Consider the following 18,634-nt stretch of genomic DNA (forward strand, 5'->3'; position numbering starts at 1 on the left):
GAGGTAGCGCTCGGCTGTGCGCCGGCAAAGGAGTGCGCGATGTCGCCTCGTTCTCGAATTTGCGGCCCGGCTCGGCAACGTGGGGCGATCGGCTTGACCGCCGCGTTGACCCTCGGCATGGCCCTGATGTTCATCCTCGTGGTAGTCGACAGCGGCCGTTTGTATCTGGAAAAACGCAACCTGCAACGGGTCGCCGACGTGGCCGCCCTTGAAGCCGCGACCCGTGGCGGCAATTGCAGCGCTGGCGCCACGGCCAATGCTTACGCCCTCGCCAGCGTCATCCGCAACGGCTTTGCGATCCCCAGCGCTGGCCGTACGTTGGCCGTGGCTTGCGGCGCACTGACACTTGATGCGAGCAATTTTCGTGTGTTCACCGCCAACGCCGCCAGCACGCAAGCGATCCGCGTGATCGTCACGCACGCCGTGACACAAAGCGTTGCCGGCGGGATTGGCGCGCTGTTCGGCGGGGCAGGGCGCAGTGCTACCGTCACCCTCAGCGCCACTGCGGTCGCCGCGTTGCCGCCGCCGCTGGCCTCATTGACCATCCGCAGCACCGCACTGAGTGTCGACACCGCCAAGTCCGCCGCGCTGAATGCGTTGTTCGGTGGATTGCTCGGCGGCAACCTCAATCTCAGCGCCGTGAGCTGGAACGGCATGGTCAACACCAACATCAATCTGCTGGGCTATCTGGACCGGTTGAAGGTCGATATCGGCCTGAGTGCCGGCGGCTACGATCAAGTGCTCGGCAACACCATCGCCGTCAGCCAGTTGATCCAGACTGCGATCAACATCCTCGACCCCAACGGCACGCTCGGCGCCACGGCGACCATCATCGGCTTGCAGGCGATCAAAGCCGCGGCCGGTGCGACGCAAGTGGTGCTGGGCAAACTGCTGAATGTGCAGGCCGGCACTCAGGCCTCGGCGCTGGCGGTGGACCTGAAAGTGTTCGACCTGATCGAAGGCTTCGTGCAACTGGCCAACAAGCAGAACGGCCTGGTGGCCAACCTGCCGATCAATCTCGCCGGGCTGGCGCAGATCACCGCGCGGGTGCAGGTGCTGGAACCGCCACAACTGTCGGCGATCGGTGATCCACGGCTGGCCGCGCAAAACCCCTTGGGACCCAACCGGATCTATGTGAAAACCGCGCAGGTGCGCACGCTGCTGTCGATCAATCTGCCGATCCTCGATTCGATCCTGAACCTGGTCAATGCGGTCACGGATCTGGCGGCACCGTTGACCAACACCCTCAATGCTCTGTTGCATCTGAATCTGGTCGGCGTGATCGATTCTCTGGGCTGCGCTCTTGGCGCGCCGTGCGAGACGCCCTCGATTGTCCTGCTGCCGGGGCCGATACGCCTCGACGTGGCGCTGGATGTGGCGGCGGCCAATAGTTATGTCACGGCGTTCAGTTGCCTGACCCCGACCAACAAAACCCTGACCACCAACACCACAACCGCCGTGGCCAATCTGCGCATCGGCAATATCGATCCCGCCACCGCGTTCGGCAACAACACCACTCCGCCGAATATCGTGGTGCAGCCGTTGAAGATCATCGACATCGGAGTGAAGACTTGCCGACGCTTTCTGATCCTGCCGGTCAGTTGCGATCCGCGCATCCCCAGCGTGGGCGGAGGGCTGGATATTTCCGCCGACACCACCATCGGCCAGAACGCCAATACGCCGCACGTGTACTCCGCGCCGCCTGCCGCCAGCCTGCCGGAAATCAATCAAGCGCCGTTCTACTACTCGTTCAGCACCACTAATGTGGTCAGCAGCCTGGGTGACACCTTGGGCAATATCAATCTCAACATGCACGGGCCGAACGGCAGTCTGGTCGGTGGGCTGGGGGCGATTCTGACCACGGTGAAAAACCTGTTGGTGACCGCGATCAACACCGTGCTCGGGCCGTTGCTGGATACCTTGATCAACACCTTGCTGGTCAGCCTGGGTATCGACCTGAACAAGGTTGAGGTCGGCGCCAACCTCAGTTGTCAGTCGGGTCGGGCGACGCTGGTGATTTGATCATCGACGGCCATCGGCAACTCGATACAGAACCGCGCACCGTCGTCGCCGTTGCGCACGCTCAGACGTCCGCCCATGTTTTCGACGATGCCGTAACTCACCGACAAGCCAAGACCGGTGCCGACGCCCACCGGTTTGGTGGTGAAGAACGGCTCGAAAATCCGCTCCAGCAAGCGCGGATCGATGCCGCCGCCATTGTCCTCGACCCACAGGCGTACGACGTGCTCGTCATGTTCGGCGAGCACACCGATCCATGGCTGGAAGTCGCGATTCGCCTCGCGTTTGCTCAGCAGCGCGTCGCGCGCATTGACCATCAGGTTGATCAGCACTTGCTCGAGTTGATCGACGTAACCGCGAACCTGCACCTGAAAATTCGCTTCGCTGACGCGCAGCTCGACACCTTTGCCACGCAGTCCCTCGGACAGCAGCGACAGGGTGCCTTCAATCGCATCAAGGGGATTGAACGGCTGCTGTTCGATTTCCGAACGCCGGCCAAACACGCGCATGTGATCGACCACCCGCGCCGCTCTTTGCACTTGAGCGTCGATGCGGTTGAGCTTGTCGGTCAGGTAGTCGATCTCCACCTCGCCTCTGCCCAGGCGTTTGAGCACGTTGACGATGGCCATGCGCATCACGTTCAGCGGCTGATTGATTTCGTGGGCCAGCCCGGTGGCCATCTCGCCGAGGGTGGCCATTTTCGCGCTCTGGGTCAGTTGCTGTTGCGAGCGCCGCACCTCCGTGTTGTCGCGGCCCACCGCCTGTATTTCAAGCAAGCGGCCCTGTTTGTCGAATATCCCGCGATCCGACCAGATCCACCAAGCATGTTCGCGACCCGGCAGCCGCAGACTGATTTCGGCGCTGCTCACCGGCACTTCCGGCGTGAGTTGCGCAAGGCGCTGGACGAATGCTTCGCGCTGCTCGTCCGACATCCAGCTGCCCAGATTGACCCCCGGCAGTTGTTCCGGCGCGCACTCCAGATACGCTGCCAACGGCCGGTTGCCGAAGGTCAGAGTCAGATCCGGGTAGTAGCGACAGATCATCGCCGGTGAGTCCTCTACCAGAATCCGGTAGCGTTCCTCACTGGTCTTGATTTGCTCGGCGGCGAGGGTGGCTTCGGTAACGTCCAGCCACAGCCCGACGGCTTCCACTGGCAGCCCGAGGTCGTCACGCAGCAGCTTGGCCTCATCCAGCAGCCAGTGCGCCTGGCCCTGAGCATCGAGCACGCGATAGCGCGCGCTCACTGAACCTTCGCGCAGCAGTTGCCGCGTGCGCTCGAAGTAGCGCGCACGATCATCCGGGTGCACGTGCTCGACCAGCGCACCATCCACGCAATCGGCAAGACTCCAGCCCAGCAGCGGTTGCAGGCTGGCGCTGAAAAAACTCGGTTGCAGTGCACCTTCGACATAGCGCTGCACATAGATGACCGCCGGTGAACTGGCGATCAGGTTGTCCAGCCGCGCATGGGCGGCGGCGGCTTGCTGTTGCTGGTTCTTGATGTCGCTGATATCCAGCATGAAACCGACCAGGCGCCGCTCGGCGCCAATCCCCAGCGACTGGCCCTGCACGCGATACCACAATGCTTGCGGCTGCTCGCTGCGTTGCAGGCGCACACACAATTCCAGCGCCAGCCCTTCGTCCTGCAAGGCTTGCAGACGGCTGCGCAACTCCTCGCGGTCGGCCGGATGCACGTGGGTGAACCAGTCCTGAACCGGCAGTCGAGCGGTGCTCAGGCCAAGATTCTCGGCGAGGGCGGGGGCGAGCAAAACTTCGCCGCTGTCGCGGAACAATTCCCACCAACCGGTGCCGAGCAGGCTTTGCAGAATCTCCAGACGTTGTTGCTGCAGATGATGTTGATGTTCGCGCAGCCGCTCCAGCAGCGGCGCGGCCACGGCAGCTGCCAGTTGCAGCCAGTCCTGGTCGCTCAGATCTGCCGCATGTTGCTGCGCATCGAAGCATCCGCAGAGCAACCACGCGGCCACGCCGTGAGCATCGCGGTAGGGCGTGGCCAAGCCTTCGCTGAGGCCGAATACGCCGCTCAGCAGGTGATGCTCGCCCGGCAGCACGCGTTGTGCTGCCGCGCCGTTCAAGCTATCGAGTCCGCTGCCCAGACGTTGCGCCGGGCGCCACAACTGCGGCGCCTCAGGCGCATGGTAATGCTGATGAATCTGCCAGCTCAGGGACTGCTCATCGAGCAACGCTACCGCCATGCAGGGAATGTGCAGTTGCTGACTCAGGCGCTGCAACTGCTCGCCGAGTACCTCCGGCAAACGTGCGAAGCTGCACAGACGCAGTTGATCGCGGATCTGCCCGGCCAGCCATTGGCATTGTTCGCGACTGCGCGCCTGTCGCCGTTCGTCCAGCAGGTCGCCGATGTCCAGCAGTTGCAGAAGCCAGCCGCGCGCCTGCGGTTGCACCCAGCCACGCAGGTGCAGGGGCGGGCCGGCAAGGCTGAAAAAATCCAGATCGAGCGACTGCCCCTGCCACTCAGCGGGCCGGCCTTCGACCGCAAGATTGCTGTGCGGCAGCAGATAATCCAGCAGATGCGCGTTGCCGGCAGCCGACAACGGTTGCGCCAGCAGATGGCGCAATGGCCCGGTCAAGTGCATGACCTCGCCGCCGTCATTCAGATGCAGCTGCAAACCGACACTCTGCACGCCGGGGACGTCCACAAGCTCGGCGGGTGTGGACGGTTGACGGTTGAGCAAACGGTCGAACAGCTTGTCACCGGCACTCAAAATTGCAGGCTCGAACTGGCGGTGAGATTGGCCGGCAGACGCGGCACTGCGCCGATGCCAGGCAGCACCAGAAATGGCAGCGCCTGATTGAGCTTGCTGGTCGGGTAATTGATGCGCACCGTCAGCAAGCCGCCGACGTACGTCACGGTGGCGTCGGTAGTCGCATTGAAATTCAACGACGCAGGCAGCCACGCCAGGCGACGGGCCAGCTCGGTTCTGGCGACTGTCTGGACGGCGGTCGCGTAGTTGGCGGTCGATGGATCCAGCGCCACACTGCGACGCACGGCTTCCGAGGTCGATTGGGTGAACGCCTGCATCAGCAGCATCGGCAGGCTGTAGCTGACGATTCCGTAGAACACCGCGAAGAAGATCACGAATACCAACGCGAACTCGATCGCGACGGCACCTTTTTGTTTGCGCGGGAGGGCGTTTTTCATGAGTGCGTCTACCCTGACTATCACTACGTAATGTCAGCATAGAATCATTCAGCCAAAACGGACGTTTTTTACCGGATGCACAGCTTGGTCCTCTTGCTCTGGCTGACGCTTTGCGCGGCACAGGACGCCCGCGAACGCCATATCGGCAACAGCCTGACGCTGGGCATTGGCGGGTTGGCGTTGATTTATCTGCTGGTCACCGGCAGCACCTGGCTGGGCGCCAACGCTGGACAGGCTGCCTGGGCCGTGCTGTTGGCGTTGGCATTGACATTACCCGGTTACGCGTTGCGCCGATTGGGCGGCGGCGATGTGAAATTAATGACAGCACTGGCTCTCGCGACGGACGGTCAACACCTGCTCGGCGCCTTTATCGGCGCCGCGCTGGCGAGTGCAGTGTGGATGCTGCTTGTGCCAAAACTCTGGCTGCATGCAAGTCAACGGCTTAGAGAACATTTACGAAATTTCAGCCCTGAACTGTCAAAAAAGCTGCCATTTGCGCCGTTCGTGCTGATTGGCACGCTCCTGACTGTGTTGTGGATCCATTAGTCGCCAGTCGCCACTACTGCTATGTACATAGTCGGAAAGTACGTCTACTTTCAAATGAGCAGTTATACAGCTATCGACTGGCAGTACAGGAATGGTCAGCTTTGGCCTGGGCATGGAGTGGCACGTGAACAAGTTTACGTCGGCAGTAAAAGTCTTGGTGGTCGACGATCAACCGTTGATCGTCGAGGAACTGTGTGAATTTCTGGAAAGCAGCGGTTATCGCTGCGTCCCTTGCGAATCCAGCAAGCAGGCGATCGAGCGTTTCAGCGAAGACGCAACGATTGGTCTGGTGCTGTGCGATCTGCATATGCCGGACATGGACGGCATCGAACTGGTGCAGGCGTTGCAGCGCCTGGCCGGTAAACAGCGGGTGTTCGAGGCGATCATGCTCACTGGTCGCGCTGACAAGCAGGACGTGATCAAGGCGTTGCGTGCGGGGATTTCCGACTATTACCAGAAGCCGGTCAATCTGGATGAATTGCTCGAAGGCTTGCAGCGTCAGGAAGTGGTGTTGCAGGAGCGGCACAAGACTTTGCAATTGGGACACTTGAATCAGAAGCTGCAGGATCTTTCGTCGTCGATCGATGATTTGTATCAGGATCTGGACAAGGTTCGGCGCGGGCCTGCGCCTTCCGAACAAATGCAGGGTGAAGGTGGTGAGATGCCGGCGATCTTTGCGCAGTTGTCGCCGCGTCAGCTGGATGTGGCGCGGTTGGTGGGCAAGGGGCAGACCAATTACCAGATTGCCTGTGAGTTGGGGATTACCGAGAACACGGTGAAGTTGTATGTGTCGCAGGTTTTGCGTTTGACGCATATGCATAATCGGACGCAGTTGGCTTTGGCTTTGTCGCCTTCTTCGGCTCGGCAGCGGGTTACGGCGCATTAGACTCGGTGGCTTTTGGGGTTTTGGGTGTATATCCGTTGCTGCGGGTGTTGCGGCTGACGGTTTCGCCCTGACGGTCGACTCCCTTTGGCAGACGCCCCAAAGGAAGCAAAGGTCTTTACCCTGACGTTCGGCCCGCTCGCTTAGGCTCGGGGTTCCTTCGCTCCGGTATTCATCCGGGGGCATCGCCTCCGGTTTGCTGCGCTGCACCTCCTCTCGATGTGTTCGACTTCGTCGAACGGCGCTGCGCGCCCACCCCCGGATAAATCCCTCCACTCAGCCTGCCGATGGGCGCTTGAGATCAAAAGCGGTACTTGAGCTAACGCTCATCGTGTTGAGTGGTGGTGGGGCAAGATCTGGAGCGGATTGGGTGGCTTTTGAAATTCGAATTCACATCGGTATTTCACGTCGGCGTACCTCTTCCAAACACCTCGGTCAGTCCCCTCTCCCTCCGGGAGAGGGTTAGGGTGAGGGGCTTTTGACTGTGGCGTAATCTTCGTTAACCCCCCGAGCCGCTATCCACTTCCCCACCCTGATCCTGATCAAAAAACTCCGGAATCTCATGCGTATAGCTCTTCAACCAGCGCTGCATGCTCAGCTCGCGCTCGGTCGGGGTGCTGGTCTGCGGTTTGGGTGAGGCGACTTTGTTGCGGCTTTGCAGCAGTAGCCAACCTTCGGTTTCCTGTTGTTGCGCGGAGGCGGGGCCGGGGTCGATGGCGTGGGCGGTCAGGGGCAGGGTGAGCAGGGTGAGACAGAGCGCGGCGGCTTTCATGGCGGGCCTCGTTATTGGAGCATCGCGGTGGCGGCTGCGGTGGTTGGGCTTGGGGTTTTGAGTTTTTCGGCGCGGGTCTGGGCTTCGCTGAATTGTTCGGGGCTGAGGTTCAGGCGGCTGACCAGTTCGGCGGCGCGGGTCCAGTCGTCCTGGTACAGCAGCAACGTCACCAGGTTCAGTGCGGCCAGTTGATCGCCTTGCTTGAGTTCCATCGCGGTGAGGAATTCGAAGCGTGCGTCTTCGAGGCGCAGTTGGTTCAGGTAGACCACGCCGAGGTCGTTGCGGATTTTTTCGTCGGTCGGTGCCAGGCGTGCGGCGCGTTGCAGGTGGGCCTGAGCCAGACCGTAGTCGGATCGGGCGGCGGCGAGTTGGCCGAGGCCGTGTTCGGCTTCGGCGGCCAGGCAACTGCCGAGCAGGCTGCGATACAAAGGTTCGGCTTCGCTGCGTCCGAGCAAGCGGTAGACCTTGGCTTTGCGCAGGCGCACGTCGGCGAGGTTGTCCGGAAGGCTTTGCAGGTTGGCCAGGCTGGCGTGCAGTTTGCCGTCCTTGGCCATGTCGTCGGCAAGGGTCAGCGACAGTTGTTGCTCCTGGCTCAGTTGGCCGCAACTGACGTTTTGCGTCAGGGCTTGCCAAGGCGCTTGTCCGTTGGTGGCGCAGCCACCGAGCAGCAGCAGGGTCACACCGGCAATCATTGCTTTCATCACGATCCCTCTAGGAGCCCAACGCGCGCGCCAGGGCACTGAAGCCCGGGCCGGCGAGGACGATCAACAGTGCCGGGAAGAGAAATATCATCATCACGACGGACATTTTGGCGGACATTTTCGAGATGTATTCCTGCAGCCGTGTCAGGCGCCGGTCATCGAGCAGTTGCTTGAGCGCGAGCAGCGATTTCATTGCGCCGCCGCCCTGCTGCAGCAGTTGCTGGAGGATCACGCAGGTGTCGGTGAATTCATCCACCGCGAGCAGGCGCGTGGCCTTGTTCAGTTCTTCGCCCAGCTCTAGCCCTGAATCGACGCGGGCCAGCACCAGGCGCAACTCTTCGGTCAGCACCGGCAGCAGCGACCGCGCTTCATGGCTGAGTACGCGCAGTGCCTGTTCCACCGCCATGCCTGATTCGAACAGGATGCGCAGTAATGGAATGAAGGTCGAAATCTCCGTGGCCAGTTGTTGCTGGCGGCGATTGGCGGCCCACGCCAGCAGGCGTTTGGGCAGCAAGTAGCCAATGCCGACCGCGAACAGCGGCGCGATCCACTGGCGTTCGGCGTTTGCAAACAGCACCCCTTGCACGAGCACCGCCACGGTCAGCAACAACAGCGGCGAGCCGATCTGGCAGGCGGCGAACAGCGAGCGCTGGCGGGCGCTGCGCCAGCCGAGGCGGTTGAGCAGCGTCTGGGTTTCGGTGTCGAGCTTCACTGCACGCTGGCCGAGAGTGCTGTCGCCGAGCACTCGCAGCAAGTTGCCGAAACGGTTGTCGCGCAGCAGGTCGCCTTCCAGGCGCCGGTTGACCTGTCTTGTGCGGCGGCGTTGATCGAGCAGGCCGCTGATCAGCAGCAGCGCTGCACCGAGCATCAACAGGGCGCTGATCATCAAGGGCATGGTCATAGGCTGCGCAACATCCGCCAGAGCATCAGGCTGCCGAACACCTGCAAGCCGAACGCAGTAGCGAGCATCATCTGTCCGGAATGGTCGTTCCACATCGCGATCAGATAGCGCGGATTGGACAGTAGAAAATACCCGGCCAGCCCGACTGGCAGCAGCCCCAGAACCCACGCGGTGATCCGGGTTTCGCCGGTCATGGCGCGCAGTTGCCGCGAGGCCTGATCGCGTTCGCGGATCATCTTGATCAGGTTCTCCAGCAGTTCGCTGGCGTTGCCGCCGTAGCGGTGATTGACCTTCAGGCCGACCGCGAACAGGCGCAGTTCATCCTTCTCGTACAGCTCCGCCAGATCGGCCACCGCCTCCGGCAGACTCACGCCCAACTGCACGTTGCGCTGCACCCGGCCCATGGCGTTTTTCAGCGGATCTTCGCTGGCGTCGATGGCGCCCAGCACTGCGTCGGCCAGGGTGCGTCCGGACTTCAGGCTACGCACCGTGTGGTCGAGCAGTTGCGGCAGTTGTTCGATCATCCGCCGCAGCCGCCGCTGGTAACGCCAGCTGATGTACAGCCGCAACCCCAACGGCGGAATCACCAACAACAGCAGCAAACCGATCCAGCCACCGAGGATCAGCCCGAGCAAAATACCCAGCCCCCACAGTAGCAACCACAGCCCCAGGCGCTCTGTCGGACGGCCGAGGCCGGCGCGCAGGAAGGCTCGTTCCAGACCGGCCCAGCGCTGGCTTTGTGTAGTGAGTTGCGGTTGCCCCTGATTCAAACGATCGAGTACGCGCTCGGTGCCGTTCTGGCGCCAGCCGTTGTAGAACAGGCGCAGTGACAGGCCCAGCAGCGCGAGGCAGATCAGGATCAGCAGCAGCGGTTTGAGCATGCGTCGGCCCTCAATGCGGCAGCGTCGGTTCGCGACGCAGTTTGTCGCCGGCCGGGTTGATCGCCTCGCGCAGGAAGCCGAACCCGCTGCGCCGGTCGAGCCGGAACAAGGTGTTGGTGACGTACACGTCGTCGCGCACACCGACCACTTCCACCACTTCGCTGACGCAGCGCCGGCCATCGGGCATGCGCGTCAGTTGAATGATCACGTCGAGCGCGGCGCAGATCATCTGGCGCAGGGTGCGTTCGGCGATAGTGCGCCCGGTCAGGCCCACCAGCGTCTCCAGGCGCAGCAAGGCATCTTGCGCATTGTTGGCGTGCACGGTGCTCATCGAACCGTCGTGGCCGGTGTTCATCGCGGTCAGCACATCGACCACTTCAACCCCGCGAATCTCACCGAGGATGATCCGGTCAGGGCGCATGCGCAGGGCGTTGCGGATCAGGTCGCTGGACTTCACTTCACCGTGGCCCTCGGCATTCGGCGGGCGGGTTTCCAGGCGCACGACGTGCGGATGACCGAGCTGCAATTCGGCGACGTCTTCGATGGTCACCAGCCGTTCATGCGGATTGATCAACTGGCTGAGAATGTTCAGCAACGTCGTCTTGCCGGTGCCGGTGCCGCCGCTGATCAAAATATTGCAGCGTTTGCCGACCGCTTCTTCGATAAAGTCGAAGATCGCCTGATCGATGGTCTGCATCGCCATCAGGTCGGTACTTTTGAGCATGTCCTTGCGAAATTTACGGATCGACAGGCATGGCCCGTCGAGGGCAATCGGCGGGATGATCGCGTTGACGCGACTGCCATCCGGCAGGCGTGCATCGACCATCGGCGACGACTCGTCGAGGCGCCGGCCGAGCGGGGCGAGGATGCGTTGCATGACGCGCTCGACGTGATGCGCATCGATGAAACGCAGGTCGCTCAGGTGCAGCACGCCGTCACGTTCGATGAACACCCGGTGCGGGCCGTTGACCAGAATCTCGGTCACGGCCGTGTCGCGCAGCAGCACTTCGAGCGGGCCGAACCCGGTCAACTCATCGACGATCTCTTCGGCGAGGCGCTCCATTTCGTAACGCGAAATCGCCAGGTGCAGACGCGCGATGTATTCGGCGACCTTGTCGATGACAAATTGCGCCAGCACCTGTCGCGAACCTTCCAGCAGGTTTTTTCCCGACTCTTCGATGGCGTCGATGATGTAGCGATGCAGCACCAGTTTCAGGCCATCGTGATCGGTATTGCCAGTCACGGGGCGCTGTGGGCCGCCGAACAGTTGCTCGCCGCTCATGATGTGCCTCGCAAGCGGTTGAACCAGTTGACCTTGGGTTTGGCCAGCCCTTCGGAGCGTTTCGCCAGCCGTTCGCCAAGGGTGCGCAGGCTTTGGCTGAGTGCTTCACGCGGCGCCAGTTCGAACAGACTTACGCCTTGGTTCTTGGCGTTGAGGCGAATCTCCGGGCTGTAGGCAAGGACTGCGATGACTTCCAGGCCAAAGGTTTTGCCGAGGGTGTCGGAGTCCGGCGCAACGTTGCGCAGATAACGATCCACCAGCAATCGGCCATGGTCGAGTTTCATGCCTTTTTCGCGCCACAGATTGAGCACCGCCAGATTGCGCCGGCAGTCGAGCACGCTTTGATCGGTGTACCACAGCAACTTGTCGCAATGGCTGACGAAGGTGCGCAATGCATCGCTGTCGGGTTGCCCGGTGAGGTTCACCACGATGTGCTGAAAATGCTGCCGCAAGGCACTGAGCAACATGTACAGCTCGGCTGCGCTGGTGCGCTCCAGCGGTTCGTCGCCGGGCGCATAGGCGAGAATGCGCAGGCCGGCCTCGGCACTGGTGAAGGCGCTGTCGATCAGCGTCGAGTCGAGGCGACGCAAGTGGCGCAGCGCGTCGCCGAAGAAAAACGAACTCTCCAGCCCCAGCAACGCGAGACTGTCGCCGCGCGGCAGGCCAAGGTCGAGCAGCAACGTCTGCTGGCCGCTCTTCTGCACCACCAGCGCCATGTGATTGGCGAGCAGCGCGCCATCGGCATTGCTCTGGATGCCATACAGCACGGTCAGACCACCCAGTTGGGCATTCTGCGCCACCGCTGGCAGGCGTTTGCTCAGCCGTCGCACCAGTCCGGCGACTTCACTGGAGCGCGATCCATAAGCGACAAAATCCCGCGCCCCGGCACGCATTGCGTTGAGTACCAACTGGTTGTCCATGCCGTCACCGAGGGCGACGATCGCCAGCATCGGCTTGGCTTCGAGCACGCCTTCAATCAGTGCACTTTGCGCCACCAGATGCTCACGATCCAGACCGACAAACACCAGGCTGGCGAAGGTCACATCAACCAGTGCGAGCAACTCGTCGAGGCTGCCACTGTCGGCGTTGACCACTTGGCCGAGCGGCGCGAGGGCGCCTTGCAACCACTCAAGGTCAGTGTTGTTGCGAGTGATGGCGAGGAAGGTCTGACTCAGGCTCTGGCTCATTGCGATAACCCGCTGCGTTTATCGAAGTTGCCGTTTTCCAGGAAGTACAGGCGATACCAGTTCGGGTCGTAATTGCGCAGTTTTTCCCCAGGCAGCGATGGCAGCGGCGCGTTGGCGGCCAGCGGTTGCACCAGGTGCGGGGTGACGATCATCAGCAGTTCGCGCTCCTCGCGGTTGATCGACGAGTTGCGGAAAAATGCGCCGAGGATCGGGATGTCGCCCAGCCCCGGAAACTTGTTCACCTCTGATGCGTTGCGCGTGCTGATCAACCCGCTGATGACGAAGCTCTCGCCATCGGCCAGGGAGATGCTGGTGTCAGTGCGGCGGATGGTGAAGGCCGGCACCGTGGTCCCGCCGATGGTCACACCGTTGTTGTAGTCCAGTTCGCTGACTTCCGGAGCAACCTTGAGCGCGATGCGGTTTTGGCTGACCACCGTTGGCGTCAGCGTCAGGCGAATGCCGAACTCTTTGTATTCGATCGAATAGCTGTTGCTGTTGGCACTCGGCACCGGGATCGGCACTTCGCCGCCGGCGAGGAAACTCGCGCTCTGGCCACTGATTGCTACCAGGCTCGGTCGCGCCAGGGTGTAGGCGAAACCGCTGCCCTCCAGTGCGTTGACGATGCCGAGGAATTTGCTGCTGCCGCCGCCCCAGACAATGTTGAACATGTCGTTGGCCAAGGGAATGCTCGGTACCGCGATGCGCGGATCGGGCAGGTTGCGCAACGGCACAAACCCGGGGGTGACAGCCGTATTCGGGACGGTGCCCGGCCCGCCGAACAGAAAGTTGTTCGAGCCTTTACCGTAAATCGAGGTGCCGGCCTCTTTGAGTTTGGTGCGGCTGACTTCGACGAAGCGAATGTCGGTCTGCACCTGCGACGGCAGGATGTCCTCTACGCTGGCCGGGGTGGCCACGGCCGTCATCGCCGCGGTGGCCTTGCCTTGCACGAACACCATGCTCTGGCGTGGCGTACTGGAGCAGGCGCTCCAGATCATCAATGTGGTGGCGCCGGGGCCGACGCCCGTGAGTAACACCCCTTGATCGCCGGTCACGCGCACATCGGCAATCTTCGGATCACCGACCGCCACGCGGGTGATCGCCACGGGTGATTGCACTGCCTGTTGCAGGCCTTCTCCGACTTGCAGCACCGCCGGCAACGGCGCGAGCGCGGCACAGTTACTGGCGGCCGCGAGGACGCTGCCGGTTGAAGCAACGCTCAACAGCGAGACCCGGAGCAAGCCGAGGATCAGGGGCGTGAAGCATTTGCGCATGAATGTGCGTCCTTGCTCGATTCAGGGAGTGGGGGCAACGGATTCAGTGCCGCGTATCACTTCCACGGCGGGTTTGCGCGGCGCCGGTTGACTGGCCACGGTGAGTGGTTTGGGCGGCGATGTGAGTGACAGTTGATTGAATTCGATCAGTGCGCGGCGCGGTGTATCGAGGCCTGCGGCGACGTTGTCGTCGCCGGCCCAGTATTTCGCCAGTTGCTGTTCATCGGCGCTGCGCACCGCCAGGCGCAACACCCCGGCGCTGGACGCCAGCATCAAACGATTGAGCAACGCTTCGGGCACCGCCAGCACCACGCTGCGTGCGGCGTTGCGCAGTTGTTCCTGTTTGAGTTTTTCTTCTTCGCTGTGGGCGGGGGTGGCGGGTTGGCCGTTGTTGGTCAGGCCCATCTGATTGCCCACGCTCAATACACGAACCGCCGGTACCACCAACTGCGCGGACGGCTGCGGATTGCTCTCGTCCTTGCGCAGAAACAGCAGCACATCGACGTAGTCCCCCGGCGCCAGTTGGCCGCCAGCGTTGATCACTTCATCTACGGAAACCGCGAGCGCGCGTTCGCCTGGGCGGATCATCCGTGACAGCGGGCTGCCGGCTGCAAAGCTTTCATCGGTCAACCAGGTGCCGGCGCTGAGGGCGCGCCACGGTGTGCGGCCGATCACTTGCTCGACACTGCCCAGACTGCCGGCAGGCGCGGCGCGCAACTTTTCTACGGTGACGTCGGCGGCGCTGATTTTTACGAACGGGGCGATGTCGCGGAGCAGCACCACGACCGGTTGACGGGTCGGATCCTCCACCGGTAACGCGGCAGTGATGGGGGGGGCTGCGGGTTCAGCGGCGACGGTGACGACAGGTTCGGCAGGCGGAGTCTGGCGACTCAGTGTCAGGCCCCAGTAACCGGCAATGATGGCACCGAGCAGCAAGGCACCAGCCAGGCCCAGCGTGACGCGACTGTTCATGATGGCTCTCCCTTTCCCGCTGCACTGATGCTCATGTAAAAACCGTGACTACCAACGAGATGATTTCGCAATCAGACAGCTATGAATCAGTAACTATTTTGCTATTTGAAGGTAGCCCAGCCCGAACAAAACGCCATTAGCAACAGTGAAATATCCTCCGAAAGTAGGGGGCTAAAGCGCCAAACATGGTTTTTTGCGGATGTTTGGCGCGCTACTACTTTGGTGTTAATCCGTTCTTACAGTTGTCGGTCCGGGCATTGCCGACAATGCTGATGCTGGCACAGGGGAATCATGTTGCGAGCACGCAACACCCGGTGTCTTTCAAGGAGAAGTCGCTATGTCCCTTTCGAAAAAAGTCGTGCAGACAATCAAATCCCAAGTCGCTTTTTACAAAGGTCTGGTCAAGGACACCGAGGGCGCCTCGGGTATCGAATACGCAATCATTGCCGGTATGGTGGCGGTGGCGCTGGCGGTGTTCGTGACGCCGATTTCGGCTGCCATCACCACGATGTTCACCACCATTCAAAACGCACTCTGACCGGATGCTGATCATCGGCCGGCAACTTGCGAATGCGCCCAAGGGGTTCTAACGTCAGCGCTAAGTCCATCGCAGGGTTTGCCCATGTCTTCCTCACGTCCGCTCCGCCAGCAGTTGCTTCTTGTCGATGATGAGGAAGATGCACTGCTGGAACTGGCGGAGTTGCTGGAGGGGGAAGACTTCGTCTGTCATACCGCGACGTCGGTGAAACTGGCGTTGCGGCATCTGACTCAGCATCCGGATATTGCGCTGGTGATTACTGATTTGCGCATGCCGGAGGAGAGTGGCATGTCGTTGATCAAGCGGCTGCGTGAGCATACTTCGCGTGCGCATTTGCCGGTGATCGTGACGTCGGGGCATGCGGATATGGAAGATGTGAGCGATATGTTGCGGTTGCAGGTGCTGGATCTTTTTCGCAAGCCGATTTATCACGTTCGGTTGTTGGAGACGCTTGATAATTTGTTTCCCAAGGGGTGAGGGTTTGGGGTGTTGCTGATGGTGGTTCCGCCCTGACGGTCGGGTCACTTTGGCAAAAGCCCCAAAGTAACCAAAGGTCTTTACCCTGGCGTTCGGCCCGCTCGCTGGGGCTCGGGGTTCCTTCGCTCCGGGTTTCATCCGGGGGCATCGCCTCCGGTTTGCTGCGCTGCACCTCCTCTCGATGTGTTCGACTTCGTCGAACGGTCGCTGCGCTCCCACCCCCGGATAAATCCCTCCACTTAGCCTGCCGATGGGCGTTCGAGATCAAGATCAAGAGCTGCAGCCGAGCTAACGCTCATCCTGTTGAGTGGTGGTGGGGCAAAAGCTGGAGCTGGGCGGTTCTAAAATCTGCATTCACCTCGGTATTTCACGTCGACGTATTTCTTGTGGCCACTTCGGTCGGTCCCCTCTACCTCTGGGAGAGGGCTAGGGTGAGGGCCGGTCCTCAGGGCTGATCAAGATCCCTCGAAACACGCAATCCGCTCTGCATTCCATCCGCTTGCGTTTAAAAATGTTTTGAATTTGCCGAACCTTCCCACAAAGTTTTCAGGTTGTCCGTCGGACGTGCGCTCTCTAGTCTTTGGCTGTCGCTGAACTCAGCGATCGGGCGTGAGAACCCGGTAACTCATAGTCATCCAGTGTCCGTACCCGCATAATCGCCGGCAGTGATCCGCTGCTTGTGTATGTGTTATGGCGGCTCTGTGCGGGCAGACTTCGGTCTGGCCGGGTGCCTATGTCCGGTTTTCTCACCCCGCACAAAGCTGCCACCTCTTCGCCGTGTGAGAAACGGCAGGAGATGGCCTGACCTCATAGGTGAAGCGCATGACCAAACCAGTTCCCGATCCACCCGAAGACCCCACCACCCCCCTCGAAGAAGCCCTGCGCATCGAAGACCTCGCCCGCAACCGCGAAGCCATCAAGCGCGCCATCGATTTCTACCTCTGCCCAAGCCTTTCCAAACCCCGGAAGCCGAGCACCATGTTCATGGTCACGCCGAATATCGATACCGAAAGCCTGCTGGCCCACGCCTGTGAATCCCTGGCCTCTGCCAGCACGCTGGCGAGTAACTTTGCCAATCAGTTGAGCGGCGAGCAGCGGCATTCGGCACTGGCGATTCAGCAGATCATCATGCTGGCGGAGTTGGCGGTGAATCGGGCGCTGGATCGGGTTGATCCGCAGACTTAAGCGTTCATTAAGTCGTACCGCGTTATCGTTCATCGCTGGCAAGCCAGCTCCCACAAGGTCATGCGCCATTTTGAAATACGCGCGATTTCTGTGGGAGCTGGCTTGCCAGCGATAGCGGTTTAAAGTTGATAGCTGAAACTGATGCTGTAACGCGGCCGCCGGTTAAACGTGTCCAGCGCCTCATCCGACATCGGCTTGGCCGCTTCCAGCGCCACGTTGTAATACTTCGCATCACCAAACCGTAATCCAATAGCTGCCGAGGACAGGTCGTTGTCTTGCACGGCAAGTTTGTTGAACCAGGATTTCGAGCGGTCGAGCACGACGTACGGTTGCAGGATGCGCACCCAGTTGCCGTCGCGGTTGAAGCTGTAGTTGATCTCGTATGCCACGCCCCAACCCTTGTCGCCGGACGCTTGATCATCGGGATAGCCACGGCCGAAATTCTGTCCGCCGAACACGGCGCGTTCGCTGTCGGGCAGGCTGTCGTTGCTCCAGTACAGCGCAGCCGAGAGCACGCCTTGCCAGTTGTCGAAGAACTTGTCGCTTTGTACCCCCGAGACACGTACGCGGAAGAAGTCCAGGTCGAGTGCGCTGTTGTTGGTTTTCGCGCCCATGCTGTCGAGGCCTTGATAGACGCCGCCGCTGAGGATGCGCAGTTGCCGCGCGTCAGCCTTGCGCCAGTCGCTCTCGAAGGCGAGGGCACGGACGTCGGTGCGCTCTTCGACGCTCAACGGGTAGCCAACAACTTTGTAGCGGGTCTTGTCGTTGACGGCGTACAGGCGTGATCCGGCAGTCAGCAGTTCATTCGAGGCGGCAATCAGCGGCAGGCTGAAACCGATTGAGTAGCGATCATTCTCGCGGTGCGGTTTTAGCTCCAGGCCATTGGCGAGCCGCACGTTGGTGCCGGGGTCGGCGCGGTAGCGCGAGGCCGACAGACTCAGCTGTGTGCCTTCGGCGTCGATGAACTGGTTGTAGTCCGCCCGGTAGTAATGCTCGTCATCATCACCCGGCGGAAACAGGCCGCTGAGTGACAGTTGTTCGCCCATCGAAGTCTGTGAATTGCTGCTGACACCGAGCAGGGCCTGGGTGCCGTTGCGGTTGTCTTCTGTGGTGCTCATGCTGGTGGTAAATGGTTTGCGGCTGGCCTGGGCGATCAACGTCGTGGCGCCATCGGTGGTGCCGGGTGGCGGCACCTGGGCCTGCACGGTAACGCCGGGAATGCGTGTCATCAGCGTGGTGTAGCGCTCGAACGTCTTGCGCGTCAGCGGCCGTTCGGCCTGCATTTTCGCCACCAGTTTATCCAGCAGACTTTTCACCCGGCCGACGTCGCCCTGCAACTGGTAATCCTTGACGTACCCCTCGACCAACACTACCCGCGCCACGCCGTCATCGAAGGTTTGTTGCGGCAAAAATGCGTAGGACAGCAGGTAGCCGTCTTGCTGGTAACGCCGGGTGATATTGCGCGTCGCTTCGATCAGGTCGGCGAGGCTGGTTTCGCGACCGATCAAGGGTTGGTAGATCGCCGCCAGCTCGTTGAGCGGATAGATCGTGCCGCCTTCGATCTGCACGGTTTTCAAATTGATTTTGGTGCCCATCATCAACGGCTCTGCGGCGGCACCCGGTTCCGGCACTTGCAGCGGTGCGGCGGTCGGGCGATAGGCGTCGGCAGGCAGGTTCGGCACTGGCAGGTTGCGGATGGTTTCGTTGCTGTTGAGAAAGCTCGGGAGGGTGTCGGCGAGGGCAGCGGAACTGAGACTGAGGAACAGCAGGGACGCCATAACGCGCATAGGACACTCCATGTTCAGGCCGCAGGAATTGGCGGGTTTCTCCAAAGAAAAAAGCGG

At 61.2% G+C, this 18,634-nt stretch carries 17 protein-coding genes; 6 read left to right on the forward strand and 11 right to left on the reverse strand.

Annotation, left to right across the window (positions count from 1 at the left end; genetic code table 11):
- Positions 1 to 39: 39 nt before the first annotated feature.
- Positions 40 to 2,022, forward strand: coding sequence for a pilus assembly protein TadG-related protein (locus ACP7EE_RS02875; protein ID WP_426233337.1), 1,983 nt, complete (start codon positions 40 to 42; stop codon positions 2,020 to 2,022).
- Here the strand turns inward: ACP7EE_RS02875 and ACP7EE_RS02880 are convergent.
- Entirely contained in the window at positions 1,992 to 4,757 is a 2,766-nt protein-coding gene (locus ACP7EE_RS02880) for a PAS domain-containing protein (protein ID WP_426233339.1), read from the reverse strand. The genes ACP7EE_RS02875 and ACP7EE_RS02880 overlap by 31 nt on opposite strands.
- Positions 4,754 to 5,194 carry a TadE/TadG family type IV pilus assembly protein gene (locus ACP7EE_RS02885; RefSeq protein WP_426233341.1) on the reverse strand — a complete coding sequence of 147 codons (441 nt, stop codon included), beginning with the start codon at positions 5,192 to 5,194 and terminating at the stop codon, positions 4,754 to 4,756. The genes ACP7EE_RS02880 and ACP7EE_RS02885 overlap by 4 nt, the downstream gene beginning before the upstream one ends.
- 75 nt (positions 5,195 to 5,269) lie before the next feature.
- On the opposite strand from ACP7EE_RS02885, the gene ACP7EE_RS02890 reads away from it, so the two are divergent.
- Entirely contained in the window at positions 5,270 to 5,740 is a 471-nt protein-coding gene (locus ACP7EE_RS02890) for an A24 family peptidase (protein ID WP_426206053.1), read from the forward strand.
- Between the two features lie 91 nt (positions 5,741 to 5,831).
- Positions 5,832 to 6,626, forward strand: a complete 795-nt coding sequence (locus tag ACP7EE_RS02895) for a response regulator transcription factor (protein WP_426233343.1) — start codon at positions 5,832 to 5,834, stop codon at positions 6,624 to 6,626.
- A 496-nt stretch (positions 6,627 to 7,122) separates the two neighbouring features.
- On the opposite strand, the gene ACP7EE_RS02900 is transcribed toward ACP7EE_RS02895, so the two are convergent.
- Genes ACP7EE_RS02900 through cpaB form a run of 8 tightly spaced genes read right to left on the reverse strand, consistent with a single transcriptional unit; the run spans position 7,123 to position 14,590 of the window.
- The gene (locus ACP7EE_RS02900; protein WP_426206051.1) at positions 7,123 to 7,395 is read right to left on the reverse strand and encodes a DUF3613 domain-containing protein; all 273 of its coding nucleotides are present in this window, start codon (positions 7,393 to 7,395) and stop codon (positions 7,123 to 7,125) included.
- Positions 7,396 to 7,406: 11 nt separating this feature from the next.
- Complete coding sequence (locus ACP7EE_RS02905; RefSeq protein ID WP_426233345.1) at positions 7,407 to 8,096, reverse strand: hypothetical protein; 690 nt, start codon at positions 8,094 to 8,096, stop codon at positions 7,407 to 7,409.
- Between the two features lie 10 nt (positions 8,097 to 8,106).
- Positions 8,107 to 8,997, reverse strand: coding sequence for a type II secretion system F family protein (locus tag ACP7EE_RS02910; protein ID WP_426233347.1), 891 nt, complete (start codon positions 8,995 to 8,997; stop codon positions 8,107 to 8,109).
- A complete protein-coding gene (locus ACP7EE_RS02915) occupies positions 8,994 to 9,878 on the reverse strand; it encodes a type II secretion system F family protein (RefSeq protein ID WP_420647122.1) in 885 nt (294 codons plus the stop codon). Before ACP7EE_RS02915 ends, ACP7EE_RS02910 begins: the two co-directional genes overlap by 4 nt.
- 10 nt (positions 9,879 to 9,888) lie before the next feature.
- Positions 9,889 to 11,160, reverse strand: coding sequence for a CpaF family protein (locus ACP7EE_RS02920; protein ID WP_420647123.1), 1,272 nt, complete (start codon positions 11,158 to 11,160; stop codon positions 9,889 to 9,891).
- On the reverse strand, positions 11,157 to 12,347 hold the full coding sequence (locus ACP7EE_RS02925) for a pilus assembly protein (RefSeq protein WP_426233349.1): 1,191 nt from the start codon (positions 12,345 to 12,347) through the stop codon (positions 11,157 to 11,159). Before ACP7EE_RS02925 ends, ACP7EE_RS02920 begins: the two co-directional genes overlap by 4 nt.
- A complete protein-coding gene (locus ACP7EE_RS02930) occupies positions 12,344 to 13,618 on the reverse strand; it encodes a type II and III secretion system protein family protein (RefSeq protein ID WP_426233351.1) in 1,275 nt (424 codons plus the stop codon). The genes ACP7EE_RS02925 and ACP7EE_RS02930 overlap by 4 nt, the downstream gene beginning before the upstream one ends.
- Positions 13,619 to 13,639: 21 nt before the next feature.
- Positions 13,640 to 14,590: a Flp pilus assembly protein CpaB gene (gene cpaB / locus ACP7EE_RS02935; RefSeq protein ID WP_426233353.1), complete on the reverse strand. Its 951-nt coding sequence runs from the start codon at positions 14,588 to 14,590 to the stop codon at positions 13,640 to 13,642.
- Positions 14,591 to 14,927: 337 nt separating this feature from the next.
- On the opposite strand from cpaB, the gene ACP7EE_RS02940 reads away from it, so the two are divergent.
- The 3 genes from ACP7EE_RS02940 (at position 14,928) to ACP7EE_RS02950 (ending at position 16,790) form a co-directional block, all read left to right on the forward strand.
- Positions 14,928 to 15,128: a Flp family type IVb pilin gene (locus ACP7EE_RS02940; RefSeq protein ID WP_420647127.1), complete on the forward strand. Its 201-nt coding sequence runs from the start codon at positions 14,928 to 14,930 to the stop codon at positions 15,126 to 15,128.
- 84 nt (positions 15,129 to 15,212) lie between these two features.
- A complete protein-coding gene (locus ACP7EE_RS02945; RefSeq protein ID WP_420647128.1) occupies positions 15,213 to 15,605 on the forward strand; it encodes a response regulator in 393 nt (130 codons plus the stop codon).
- 822 nt (positions 15,606 to 16,427) lie between these two features.
- Entirely contained in the window at positions 16,428 to 16,790 is a 363-nt protein-coding gene (locus ACP7EE_RS02950; RefSeq protein WP_426233355.1) for a DUF6124 family protein, read from the forward strand.
- A 119-nt stretch (positions 16,791 to 16,909) separates the two neighbouring features.
- On the opposite strand, the gene ACP7EE_RS02955 is transcribed toward ACP7EE_RS02950, so the two are convergent.
- Positions 16,910 to 18,577: a ShlB/FhaC/HecB family hemolysin secretion/activation protein gene (locus tag ACP7EE_RS02955; RefSeq protein WP_420647130.1), complete on the reverse strand. Its 1,668-nt coding sequence runs from the start codon at positions 18,575 to 18,577 to the stop codon at positions 16,910 to 16,912.
- Positions 18,578 to 18,634 lie beyond the last annotated feature (57 nt).

The sequence above is a fragment of the Pseudomonas sp. TWP3-2 genome (genome assembly GCF_049897765.1).
In the GTDB taxonomy this organism is placed as follows: Bacteria; Pseudomonadota; Gammaproteobacteria; order Pseudomonadales; family Pseudomonadaceae; genus Aquipseudomonas.

What these genes read in the sequence shown, in the direction of transcription:
- cpaB (WP_426233353.1), bottom strand. Translation starts at nt 14,590, where the DNA reads ATGAACAGTCGCGTCACGCTGGGCCTGGCTGGTGCCTTGCTGCTCGGT.
- ACP7EE_RS02895 (WP_426233343.1), top strand. Translation starts at nt 5,832, where the DNA reads ATGGTCAGCTTTGGCCTGGGCATGGAGTGGCACGTGAACAAGTTTACG.
- ACP7EE_RS02900 (WP_426206051.1), bottom strand. Translation starts at nt 7,395, where the DNA reads ATGAAAGCCGCCGCGCTCTGTCTCACCCTGCTCACCCTGCCCCTGACC.
- ACP7EE_RS02945 (WP_420647128.1), top strand. Translation starts at nt 15,213, where the DNA reads ATGTCTTCCTCACGTCCGCTCCGCCAGCAGTTGCTTCTTGTCGATGAT.
- ACP7EE_RS02875 (WP_426233337.1), top strand. Translation starts at nt 40, where the DNA reads ATGTCGCCTCGTTCTCGAATTTGCGGCCCGGCTCGGCAACGTGGGGCG.
- ACP7EE_RS02925 (WP_426233349.1), bottom strand. Translation starts at nt 12,347, where the DNA reads ATGAGCCAGAGCCTGAGTCAGACCTTCCTCGCCATCACTCGCAACAAC.
- ACP7EE_RS02940 (WP_420647127.1), top strand. Translation starts at nt 14,928, where the DNA reads ATGTCCCTTTCGAAAAAAGTCGTGCAGACAATCAAATCCCAAGTCGCT.
- ACP7EE_RS02950 (WP_426233355.1), top strand. Translation starts at nt 16,428, where the DNA reads ATGACCAAACCAGTTCCCGATCCACCCGAAGACCCCACCACCCCCCTC.
- ACP7EE_RS02915 (WP_420647122.1), bottom strand. Translation starts at nt 9,878, where the DNA reads ATGCTCAAACCGCTGCTGCTGATCCTGATCTGCCTCGCGCTGCTGGGC.
- ACP7EE_RS02910 (WP_426233347.1), bottom strand. Translation starts at nt 8,997, where the DNA reads ATGACCATGCCCTTGATGATCAGCGCCCTGTTGATGCTCGGTGCAGCG.
- ACP7EE_RS02955 (WP_420647130.1), bottom strand. Translation starts at nt 18,577, where the DNA reads ATGCGCGTTATGGCGTCCCTGCTGTTCCTCAGTCTCAGTTCCGCTGCC.
- ACP7EE_RS02930 (WP_426233351.1), bottom strand. Translation starts at nt 13,618, where the DNA reads ATGCGCAAATGCTTCACGCCCCTGATCCTCGGCTTGCTCCGGGTCTCG.
- ACP7EE_RS02890 (WP_426206053.1), top strand. Translation starts at nt 5,270, where the DNA reads ATGCACAGCTTGGTCCTCTTGCTCTGGCTGACGCTTTGCGCGGCACAG.
- ACP7EE_RS02885 (WP_426233341.1), bottom strand. Translation starts at nt 5,194, where the DNA reads ATGAAAAACGCCCTCCCGCGCAAACAAAAAGGTGCCGTCGCGATCGAG.
- ACP7EE_RS02905 (WP_426233345.1), bottom strand. Translation starts at nt 8,096, where the DNA reads ATGAAAGCAATGATTGCCGGTGTGACCCTGCTGCTGCTCGGTGGCTGC.
- ACP7EE_RS02920 (WP_420647123.1), bottom strand. Translation starts at nt 11,160, where the DNA reads ATGAGCGGCGAGCAACTGTTCGGCGGCCCACAGCGCCCCGTGACTGGC.